Genomic DNA, 10702 nt, shown 5'->3' with positions numbered 1-10702 from the left:
GACCCGGGACCGGAACCGGCCGGCCCGGAGGCGGCAGACGGCCCCCCGGACCCCCTCATGAGCTCCGCCCCGGTCGTCCTCCCCCACCAGGTCCTCAAGGCCCTCCTCGGCGCCTGGGCGCTGTCCGCCTGCTCGGTTCAGGAGACCGCTGCCGTGGAGGACCACCTCACCGGGTGCGCCCCGTGCGCGGACGAGGCGCTGCGGCTGCGGGACGCGGTGGGGCTGCTGCACACCGACGGCTCCCTGGACCTCGACCCGACACTCCGCACCCGGGTGCTGGACGGCTGCTTCGGCCGCCGCCCGGCCCGGATCCCGGTGCCGGAGTGGGCCGCCCCGTACGACGCCGAGACCGCCCGGCTCGACGCGCTGCTCCGCGACATCGGGGACTCCGAATGGCACGCCCCGGTGCGGCTCCAGTGGTTCGAGGAGGAGCGCCAGGTCAGCCGCCGGACCACGGTCGCCGGGGTGATCGGGCATCTGACGGCCGTCGACGGGCTGCTGTCGGCCGCGCTCGGGCTCGACGACCCGCTCGACGGCGGCAAGGCTCCGCTGGACCCCACCGAGCGGACCGAAACGTACTGGTCGGCGACGCGCCGGCCGCCCACCCGGGCCGTCCGTGAGCCCTGGCGGGCCCAGACCCACGAGCTGATCCGTACGGCCTCGTTCGCCGGACGGAACGTCGCCGAGACGTCCGTCTCCTACGGCGCCTTCGCCCTGCCGCTCCAGGACGCCGCCCTGGACCGGGCGTTCGAGTGCTGGGTGCACGGCGGGGACATCGCCGACGCCGTCGACTACCCCTACCCGGCCCCGTCCGCCGCCCATCTGCACCGGATGATCGACCTGGCGGCCCGGATGCTTCCGGCCGCCCTCGCGGGCCGCCGCAGCGCCGGGCTGGCGGGACCGGCGAAGGACCTCGTCACGGCCGGCGCGCCGGGCCGCTCGCTCCATCTGGAGATCGAGGGCCACGGCGGAGGCGACTGGTACATCGCGCTGGACTCCCCGGCCGCCGTCGGCGCGCCCGAGCGCGCGGTGGCGCAGGTCGCGCTGGACGGGGTCGAGTTCTGCCGGCTCGTCGCGGGCCACATCTCACCGGTGGAAGCGGCGGCGGGCCAGGAGGGCGACCGCGAGGCCATCCGCGACGTGCTGTTCGCGGCCGCGTCACTCAGCCGCCTCTGACACCGGCCCCGGCGCCCCGGCCCGGCTCCGGACGGCCCCCGCGGAGCCGCTACGCGAAGATCACCGTACGGCGGCCGTTGAGCAGGATGCGCCGCTCCGCGTGCCACTTCACCGCACGCGCCAGCGCCTGGCACTCCACGTCCCGGCCGATGGCGACCAGCTGGTCGGGGGTGACGTCGTGGCCGACGCGCTCGACCTCCTGCTCGATGATCGGGCCCTCGTCGAGGTCGGCGGTGACGTAGTGCGCGGTCGCGCCGATCAGCTTCACGCCCCGGGCGTGCGCCTGGTGGTAGGGCTTGGCGCCCTTGAAGCTCGGCAGGAACGAGTGGTGGATGTTGATGATCCGGCCGCTGAGCTGCTTGCACAGGTCGTCTGAGAGGACCTGCATGTAGCGGGCCAGGACGACCAGCTCGACGTTCTCCTCGCGGACCAGCTCCAGCAGCGCCGCCTCCGCCTCCGGCTTGTTGTCCTTGGTCACCGGGAGGTGCCGGAAGGGGATGCCGTACGAGGCGACCAGCTCGGCGAAGTCCGTGTGGTTGGAGACGACGGCGGCGATCTCGACCGGCAGCGCGCCCGTACGGGAACGGAACAGCAGGTCGTTGAGACAGTGGCCGAACTTGCTGACCATCAGCACGATCCGCATCTTCTCGTCCGACCGGTGGATCTGCCACTCCATCCGGAAGGCCTCGCCGATCGCGGCGAAGCTGGCGCGCAGCTTGTCCACGGTCACCGTGGCGTCCGCCGAGAAGTGGACGCGCATGAAGAACAGACCCGTGTCGTGGTCCCCGAACTGCTGGCTGTCCTCGATGTTGCAGCCGGTCATGAAGAGATAGCTCGACACGGCGTGCACGATGCCCTGTTTGTCGGGGCAGGAGAGCGTGAGGACGTACTGCTCGGTCGCGGCGGCGTCCGGGATGGCGGCGGAGGCGGGCTGTGGCGCGGTCATCCTTGTAGCGTGCCACACCCGGCCGGTACTAGGCGGCCCTGGTCATGATGCGGATGGCATCCAGCGAGCGGGGCGGTATGTCCGGATCCTCCGCGTCGTTGGTGGCGAGCATCACATGGGCCTCGCGGGCCGCGTGGACGGCCTCGGGCCAGCCGTGGTGCTCCAGATAGGCGGAGACGGGGGCGTCCGCGCCGACCTGGTGCATGATCCGCAGCACCCGCAGGGCGGCGGCGTCGACGGCGGCGGCCTCGGCGGAGTCCCTGAATATGGTGCCGACGTACTTCTCGGCGGACCAGTTGTCGAGCCAGGTGTCCTCGACCAGGCGGTACACGGCGTCGGTGACGTCCCCGTACCCTTCCCGGCCGGCGAGCCAGCACTCGTGGTGGAAGACGGGGTCGGAGAGCATGTGCAGCGCCGAGCGCACGTTGGTGCGCCAGCGCCACCACGGCATGTCAGTGAGCGGCATGCCGCCCATGGTGGAGGAGCGACGGCCGCGACGGGAAGAGTTCTCCGAACCTTGCTGCACGGTGCTCGATCGTACGTTCCTTCACCGCACCTCCGCACCGGCCCCCGCAATTCACCTGGACGTCACCGAGCGTTGAGCACGGCACACCGCGCCGTTACCCCGGGCCCGGAAGGGTCCCTTTCCATGACCGGACGGCGACGCCCCACCCTTCCCCGCCCCTTCCCGGGCGTCATCAGCGCGGCAGCGGCGGGGGCGGTCCTGCTGTCCGGCTGCGGCGGGCTCCCTGGGGCCACGGGGGGATCCAGGGAGCCCGTCACCGTGATGACCTGGGCCCCCGACCGGTCCGAGGACATCAACGCGGTGAAGATGGCCGGGGTGCCCGCGATGGCGCAGACGTACGCCCGCTGGGTCAACGACACCGGGGGCATCGACGGGCGCGAGCTGCGGGTGATCGTCTGCGACGAGGGCGACACCACGATCGGCGCCGAGCGGTGCGCGCGGGAGGCCGTCGGCAAGAAGGTGGCCGCCGTCGTCGGTTCGTACAGCAGCCACGGGCAGAGCTTCATGCCCGCGCTGGAGGCGGGCGGCGTCCCGTACATCGGCGGTTACGGCGCCTCCACCGAGGAGTTCAGCAGCTATCTCTCCTACCCGGTCAACGGCGGACAGTCCGCCCTGTTGGCAGGCCACGGACGGCAGTTGGGCGGCAGCTGCACCCGGGTCTCGCTGGTGCGGCCCGACTCGATCGGCGGCGACGGCATGCCGCCTCTCCTCAACAACGGGCTGATGGCCGCGGACCGGCCCGCCTCCACCGACATCCTGGCCCCGCTGGACGCCACGTCCTACGACGAGCAGGCCGCGCAGGCACTGGAGCGGTCCGACGGCGGCTGTGTGACGGCGGTCCTCGGCGCCCGTACGGAGACGTTCTTCGACTCCTTCCGCCGGCTGGAGCCGGACGGCGAGCAGGTCACAATCTCCTCCGTGCTGGGCAGCGTCAGCCAGCCGCTCATCAACCGCACGGGCGGCCGGAACAGCCCCTTCGAGGGCGCCTACGTCACCGGCTGGTACCCGGACGCGAAGAACGCGCGCTGGCAGCAGATGCGCGACGTGATCGAGAAGTACGCCTTCGGGGACAACCGCATCGACCCGGACGACACCGCCGTACAGACGACGTGGATCGCGTACACCGCGCTGCGGGCGGCCGTCCGGGCGATCGACGACGAGGACGTCACCCCGAGCCGGGTCGTGGCCGCGCTCAACGGGGGCGTCGAGGTCGACACCGGCGGCCTGACCCCGACGCTCCGCTGGCGCTCCAAGGACCTCGTCGGCGCGTCGGGCTACCCGCGCATCGTCAACACGAAGGTGACGTTCCAGGTGGTCCGCGAGGGCCGCCTCACCGCCCAGAAGAAGGGCTTCGTGGACGTCACGGACGCCCTCACGGACCCCCCGCGCAGCTAGGGCCTGTCGGGGGCCCCGTCTCAGAGCTCGGTGGGCGTGTGCTTGGTCAGGCCGTACTTGACCGCGATCGCGTTCCAGAGGGTGGACGCCTCGCGCTTGGCCTGGGTGGCCACCCCGCTCTGGTTGTTCGCCTTGGCCGTCTCGTTCGTCGACCGGGCCTGGCCGCCCTTGCAGACGGACTTGTTCTTCTTGGCCTGCCGCGCCCAGGTGGCGTAGTGGTCGTCGGCCGCCGCCGAGGCCTTCCACGCCCGGTTCAGCGCGGCCGTCAGCTTCCCGTTCTGCGGGAGCTTGTCCACGGTCAGGCCGTCGAGCCGGGTCACCAGGTCGCGGCGCTGCTGGGCGGCGCCCCTGAGGTCGGCGTCCGCCCGGTCCAGGTCCTTGCAGGACTTGATCTTCTCGACCGCGCTGATCACCGCGGCCCGGCTGTTGTTGCTGTCGGCCAGCAGCTTGTCCAGCGCCTCGGCCTGGGGCTTCGCCGGGTCGGCCGCCGCCTTGGCGGTGGGCTCCGCCTCGGCCGGTGAACTCTGCGCGGCGACCGGCTGCTTGTCGTTTTTGCCGGAGTCGTCGCCGCCGCTCATCAGCGCGCCCGCGCCGAGTCCGATGACCGCGCAGCCGACGACGACCGCGGCGATCAGCGGAATGTGCGCGGACCGCCGGCGCGGGGCCTCGCCGCTCTGCTGCGGAACCGGCCCGTCCTCCTCCGCGCGGCCCTGGAAGCCCTGGAGGCCCGACCGGTGGCCGCCGGGCCCCTGCGGCGGCAACGCGCCGCCCTGGGAGGGCTGCTGGGGCCCGTAGCCCTGCTGCTGGTACGGGGCCGGGGGCTGCTGCCCCGCGTCGAACTGCGGCATCTGCTGCGTGGCGCCCGCCGGTTCCTCGCTGCGGAACAGGTTGTCGAACTCCGCGGGCGGCTGCCGGTCCCCCGGCGCGCCCGGCCTGATCCCGTACGGGGCTCCGCCCGGCACCGGGGGTATGTACTGGGTCGCGTCCGCGTCCCCGCCGCCCGGCTGCGGCCCGACGGGTCCGGGGCCGCCCGGGACGGGGGCGATGTACTGCGTGGCGTCCGCGTCCCCGCCCGGCGCACCCGGCCCGGCCTCCGGCGGCAGCGGCTGCGCGTACGGGAGCGGCTGGGGCGGGGGCTGGCGCTGGTGCTGCTGGTCGTGCTGGGGCTGGTACTGCGGCTGGTACGCCCCGGGCTGCTGCGGCTGCTGATACGAGCCGGGCTGCTGGTACGCCCCCGGCTGCTGGTACGACTCCGGGCCCGGCGCCTGCTGCGCGGGCGGCAGGGGCTGCGCCTGCGGGTAGCCGTAGCCCCCCTGCGCCTGCTGGTCCGGCTGCGGCGCCCCGGCGGACTGCGGCCCCCAGGCCTGCCCCCACGGCTCACCGCCCGCGGGAGCGCCCTGCCCGCCCTGTCCGGCCGGGGGCGCCCCCGGGGTCCAGGGGGCTCCGCCGTCGGCGGGCAGCACGACACCCTCGTGCGCGGGTCGTGCGGCGGGGAGCTGATGCTCGCCGCCCTGTCCGCCCTGTCCGCTCTGCGTCACCGGGACTCCTACGTGTGAACCTACGGAATCGTCGGCTCACGCTATCGGGTGGTCGCCCGCCTCCGCCAAGCGCGTGGTGCCCCTCACCACCCCTTCACAGGGTGGGTAACATCCCGCGGCCCGACGACGCTGTTATGGGGCCTGACCGCCGCGCAGGGCTCCCGGGCGGCCCGGACCGCCCCGGACGACCACCTCTTCCTCACGCCGCCTGGAGCTCCAGCCGCTCGCCGAACTCCCGCACCGCGGGCTCCTCCCCGAAGGGCGTCAGCCGCTGCTGGAGGTCGTCGAGATACTCGGCGCCCCGGCTGGAGCGCACCGTCGACAGCAGCTCCATCGCCCGGGTCCCCGTGTGGCAGGCCCGCTCCACCTCCCGCTGCTGCACCTGCGCCGAGGCCAGCAGCACCAGCGCGATGCCCCGACGCCGGGCCCGGGTCTCCGGCAGCGCGGCCAGCGCCTCCTTGGCCCGCCGGGCCGCCTCGTGCGGCTGCCCCAGATCCCGGTGGCAGTGGGCCAGTTCGTCCGCGAGGTAGCCGGTGTCGAAGTGCCGGATCCAGACCGGGTCGTCGCCGGTGTCCGGATCGGCCTGCTCCAGGGCGGCGACGGCACGCCCCGCCACCGCGTGGCAGGTCCGGGCGTCCCCGAGGAGCGCGTGGCCCCGGGCCTCCGCCGCGTAGAACATGGCCTGGGCGCGGGGGGTGACCTGCCCCCGGGCCCCTTCCTGGGCGGCGCGGGCTAGTTGGGCGATCTCGCGCGGGTTGCCGAGCTGGGCGGCGAGATGGCTCATCGAGGCGGCCAGCACGTAGCCGCCGTACGCCCGGTCGCCCGCCGCCTGCGCGAGCCGCAGCGCCTGGATGTAGTAGCGCTGGGCCAGGCCGGGCTGGCCGGTGTCGACCGCCATGTAGCCACCGAGCTCGGTGAGCCGGGCCACCGCCGAGAACAGCTCGCGCCCCACCTGTTCGCGGTACGCCCCCGAAAGCAGCCCGGAGACCACGCTGTTGAGGTAGTGCACGAGGACCGGCCGGACATGGCCGCTGCCGAACCGGTGGTCGAGGTCGGTGAGCGCGGTGGTCATCGCCCGCACCGCCTCCACGTCGGACATCCCGACCCGGGCCCCCGCCGTCCGCTCGACCTGGGCGTCCGGGCCCGAGATCAGCCAGTCCCGGCTGGGCTCGACGAGCGCGGACGCGGCGACCGACGACCCGGTGAGCAGATCCCGGCGGCCCACGTCGCCGCGCCACAGCTCGCAGACCTGCTCGACGGCCCCGGCGACGGTCGGCGCGTACTGGAGGCCGACGCCCGAGGAGAGGTTCTTGCCGTTGGCCATGCCGATCTCGTCGATCGTGACCGTACGGCCCAGCTTGCGGCCCAGCGCCTCGGCGATGATCCCCGGAGCCCGGCCCCGGGGCTGCTGTCCCCGCAGCCAACGGGCCACGGAGGTCTTGTCGTAGCGCAGATCGAGCCCCCGCTCGGCCCCGACCATGTTCACCCGGCGCGCGAGGCCCGCGTTGGAGCAGGCCGCCTCCTGGATGAGTGTCTGGAGCCGTTCGTTGGGCTGGCGGGCTACGAGAGGCCTTGCAGCCATATGTCCCCCTGAAACATCGGTTATGTGCAGTGATCGGTGAAAGGGATCACTGCCCGGCACATACACAAGAAATGCGCATATTCCATCGGCATTCGGTACGGACATGGCGCGTCGCACCGTCACGGCGGGCCGGGTGCGGTCCTGGGCGGCGGTCCTCGAGGTGGTTACCCTCCCTTCGGTGCGACGCCTCACGCGCGCCCCCGCCCATGCACCGATGCGCCCCGCGTGCAGGATCGATGCGCCGGGCCCCGGTTCAGGGGAGGCCGTAACCCCAGGTGACGACGGAAGTTGTGCTGGGCGTGGAAAAGCCCATCGGAGTCACGGAAGCCGCACAGGTCCCCCAGCAGCGGAGCGAGCTGCTGCTCGACGCCGCGGTGCGGTATGCGGAAGAGCGTCACTGGGACGTGTTCCCCGGCACCTGGCTGGAGGCGGTGGGCGGCGGGGAGCGGTGCTCCTGCGGCGACGCCGGCTGCGCCCTGCCCGGGGCCCACGCGGACCGGCCGGACTGGGCGGGCCAGGCGACCGGCAGCGGTGCCGCGGCCCGGCGCATGTGGTCCCGGCAGCCCCGCGCCTCGGTGCTGCTGCCGACCGGGCGGGCCTTCGACGCGCTGGAGGTCCCCGAGGCGGCGGGCTTCCTGGCGCTGGCCCGGATGGAGCGGATGGACCTGACGCTCGGCCCGGTCACCTGCACGCCCGACCGCCGGATGCTGTTCTTCGTGCTGCCGGGCGGCGCCGCCAAGGCCGCCGAGCTGGTGCGGGCGCTGGGCTGGAACGCCGAGGCGATCGATCTGACCGGCCGCGGCGAGGGCCACTACATCGCCGCCCCGCCCACCCGGGTCGGCGGCCGGGGCGGTGTGCAGTGGGCCTGCGGTCCCACCAACGCCAACCGCTGGCTGCCCGATGTGGACGAGCTGATCAGCCCGCTGGCGTACGCCTGCGCCCGGGAGGCGGCCGCCGCCCGCGCCCGGGCCTCGTAGGACGCCGGGGCCTTTCGTAGGGTGTCCTCACCACGTGGGGATATCGAAAGGCTGTGCCATGCCGGACCAGGCAGATGCACGTACGAGGACAGGCGCGACGACGGACGCGGTGACGGGCGGGTCGCACGAGGTGCGGCCCGCCGTCCGTGTGCAGGGGCTGTGGAAGCGGTTCGGGGAACAGGTCGCCGTCGCGGGGATCGATCTGGAGCTGCCCGCGGGCAAGTTCATCGGCCTGGTGGGGCCCAACGGGGCGGGCAAGACGACGACGCTCTCGATGGTCACCGGGCTGCTGCGGCCCGATATGGGGAAGATCGAGGTCGCGGGCCACGACGTGTGGACGGACCCGGTCGAGGTGAAGTCCCGGATCGGGGTGCTGCCGGAGGGGCTGCGGCTGTTCGAGCGGCTGTCCGGCCGTGAACTGCTCGCGTACAACGGCCGGTTGCGCGGGCTGCCGGGCGACGAGGTGGACAAGCGGGCCACGCAGCTGCTGGACGTGCTGGATCTCGCCGGCTCGCAGCACAAGCTGGTCGTCGACTATTCGACCGGCATGCGGAAGAAGATCGGCCTCGCGGCCGCCCTGCTCCACAACCCCGAAGTGCTTTTCCTGGACGAGCCGTTCGAGGGCGTCGACCCGGTGTCGGCGCAGACCATCCGGGGAGTGCTGGAGCGCTACACCCGGTCCGGGGCGACCGTGGTCTTCTCCAGCCATGTGATGGAGCTGGTCGAGTCGCTGTGCGACTGGGTCGCCGTGATGGCGGCGGGCCGGATCAAGGCGCAGGGCACGTTGGCCGAGGTGCGCGGCGACGCGCCCTCGCTGCAGAACGCCTTCCTCGAACTGGTCGGCGCGGGCGGCCGGGACAACGGGGACTCCCTCGACTGGCTGGGCGGCTCCCGATGAGCGTGCTGGACGCCCCGGTCTCCGCGGCCGCCCCGGTCGCGCCGACGACGGGCCTGACCCCGGTCTTCGTCCGCCTCAAGCTGGCCCTGCTGCGCAACGGACTGCGGCAGTCGACCGGGCGGAAGGCGGCGTTCATCGCCTCCCTCGTCGTCAGCCTGCTGCTCGCCGCGGGCCAGGTGCTCGGCCTGGTCCTGCTGCGCGGCAACGAGCACGCGGGCACCGTCGTGGTGCTGCTCACGGGGGTGGTGGCGCTCGGCTGGGCGGTGCTGCCGCTGTTCTTCCCGAGCGGTGACGACACGCTCGACCCGACCCGGCTGGTGATGCTGCCGCTGCGGCCCGAGCCGCTGATCCGGGCCCTGCTGGTGTCCTCGATGATCGGCATCGGCCCGCTGTTCACCCTGTGCCTGGTGGTCGGCTCGGCGATCGCCCTGGCGCACGGGGCGGCGGGCGTGGTGTTCGGGGTGCTCGCGGTACCGCTGACGATGCTGCTGTGCGTGGCGCTGTCGAGGGCGGTGGCCACGGCCAACGTACGGCTGCTGAACTCCCGCAAGGGCCGCGACCTCGCGGTGCTCAGCGGGCTGGTGATCGCGGTGGGCATCCAGTTCGTCAACTTCGGCGCGCAGCGGCTCGGCCAGGCGGGCGGGCTCTCCGCGCTGGACCCGGCGGCGAGCGTGGTGCGCTGGCTGCCCGGCGCCTCCGCGGTGGCGTCGGTGGACGCGGCGTCGGACGGGGCGTACGGGGTCGCCGTCGCCCAGCTCCTGATCACGGTCGGCGCCCTGGTGGCGCTGATGTGGATGTGGCAGCGGAGCCTGGTGAAGCTGATGACCGCGCCGGACGGTTCGACGCTGGCGGCTGCGGAGCCGACCCGGGAGAAGGCGTCCGGCCGGGGCGGCCTTTCTGCGCTGCTGCCGGAGGGCCGTACGGCGACGGTGATGCAGCGCAGCCTGCGGTATGTGGCCCGGGACCCGAAGACCAAGGCGGCCTGGGTGACGGCGCTGGCGGTCGGCGCGATCGTGCCGCTGCTCAACGCCCTCCAGGGCACCGGCTCGGTCTACTTCGCGTGCTTCGCCGCCGGGATGCTCGGCATGCAGATGTACAACCAGTTCGGCCAGGACACCTCGGCGTTCTGGATGGTGGCGCTGACGATCTCCTCGCCCCGGGACGCGTACGTCGAACTGCGGGCGCGGGCGCTGGTCCTGCTGCTGCTCACCCTGCCGTTCACGCTGCTGGTGTGCGGGGTGACGGCGGCGATGATCGGTGACTGGCGGTCGCTGCCGGGGGCGCTCGGGCTGTCCTTCGCGCTGCTGGGCTCGATGCTGGCGACGGGGGCGGTGGCCTCGGCGCTGTTCCCGTACTCGATTCCGCAGGAGGGCGCGTTCAAGAACGTGGTGCCGGGGCAGGGCGGTCTTGCCTGGATCTCGATCTTCGGCGGCATGCTGGCCGCCGCGCTGCTGTCCGCGCCGGTGATCGTGCCGGTGATCTGGATGCATGTCACGGACCATCACGACGCGCTGTGGCTGATGGTGCCGGGCGGGCTCGTGTACGGGGCGTTGATCGGGTGGGCGGGGCTGCGGATCGCGGCCGGGCGCACGGCGAACCGGCTGCCGGAGATCCTGGCGGCGGTCAGCAAGGGCTGAGCCGCCGCCCTCGGGAAGGGGTGCGCG

At 73.3% G+C, this 10702-nt stretch carries 9 protein-coding genes; 5 read left to right on the top strand and 4 right to left on the bottom strand.

The window, feature by feature from the left end:
* On the top strand, window positions 1-1176 hold a 1176-nt coding region (locus tag D3105_RS11780), incomplete at its 5' end, for a maleylpyruvate isomerase N-terminal domain-containing protein (protein ID WP_240646875.1).
* Window positions 1177-1225: 49 nt separating this feature from the next.
* Here the strand turns inward: D3105_RS11780 and purU are convergent.
* Window positions 1226-2122 carry a formyltetrahydrofolate deformylase gene (purU, locus tag D3105_RS11775; RefSeq protein ID WP_032777764.1) on the bottom strand — a complete coding sequence of 299 codons (897 nt, stop codon included), beginning with the start codon at window positions 2120-2122 and terminating at the stop codon, window positions 1226-1228.
* A gap of 28 nt (window positions 2123-2150) precedes the next feature.
* Window positions 2151-2597, bottom strand: coding sequence for an SCO4402 family protein (locus D3105_RS11770; RefSeq protein WP_118903152.1), 447 nt, complete (start codon window positions 2595-2597; stop codon window positions 2151-2153).
* A 174-nt stretch (window positions 2598-2771) separates the two neighbouring features.
* Between D3105_RS11770 and D3105_RS11765 the strand changes: the two genes are divergently transcribed.
* Entirely contained in the window at window positions 2772-4043 is a 1272-nt protein-coding gene (locus D3105_RS11765) for an ABC transporter substrate-binding protein (protein ID WP_118903150.1), read from the top strand.
* 20 nt (window positions 4044-4063) lie between these two features.
* Here D3105_RS11765 and D3105_RS11760 read toward each other — a convergent pair whose 3' ends face one another.
* Both D3105_RS11760 and D3105_RS11755 read right to left on the bottom strand, forming a co-directional pair.
* Entirely contained in the window at window positions 4064-5581 is a 1518-nt protein-coding gene (locus D3105_RS11760; RefSeq protein WP_206272712.1) for a hypothetical protein, read from the bottom strand.
* A 199-nt stretch (window positions 5582-5780) separates the two neighbouring features.
* A complete protein-coding gene (locus tag D3105_RS11755) occupies window positions 5781-7163 on the bottom strand; it encodes a transcriptional regulator (protein ID WP_118903148.1) in 1383 nt (460 codons plus the stop codon).
* A 290-nt stretch (window positions 7164-7453) separates the two neighbouring features.
* Between D3105_RS11755 and D3105_RS11750 the strand changes: the two genes are divergently transcribed.
* Genes D3105_RS11750 through D3105_RS11740 form a run of 3 tightly spaced genes read left to right on the top strand, consistent with a single transcriptional unit; the run spans window position 7454 to window position 10675 of the window.
* On the top strand, window positions 7454-8140 hold the full coding sequence (locus tag D3105_RS11750) for a bifunctional DNA primase/polymerase (protein ID WP_118903146.1): 687 nt from the start codon (window positions 7454-7456) through the stop codon (window positions 8138-8140).
* 58 nt (window positions 8141-8198) lie between these two features.
* Entirely contained in the window at window positions 8199-9038 is an 840-nt protein-coding gene (locus D3105_RS11745; RefSeq protein ID WP_118903145.1) for an ABC transporter ATP-binding protein, read from the top strand.
* Complete coding sequence (locus D3105_RS11740) at window positions 9035-10675, top strand: transporter (RefSeq protein WP_118903144.1); 1641 nt, start codon at window positions 9035-9037, stop codon at window positions 10673-10675. The genes D3105_RS11745 and D3105_RS11740 overlap by 4 nt, the downstream gene beginning before the upstream one ends.
* Window positions 10676-10702 lie beyond the last annotated feature (27 nt).

The organism is Streptomyces globisporus (assembly GCF_003501885.1).
Lineage (GTDB): Bacteria > Actinomycetota > Actinomycetes > Streptomycetales > Streptomycetaceae > Streptomyces > Streptomyces globisporus_D.
This window is presented reverse-complemented; position numbering and strand designations above follow the sequence as displayed.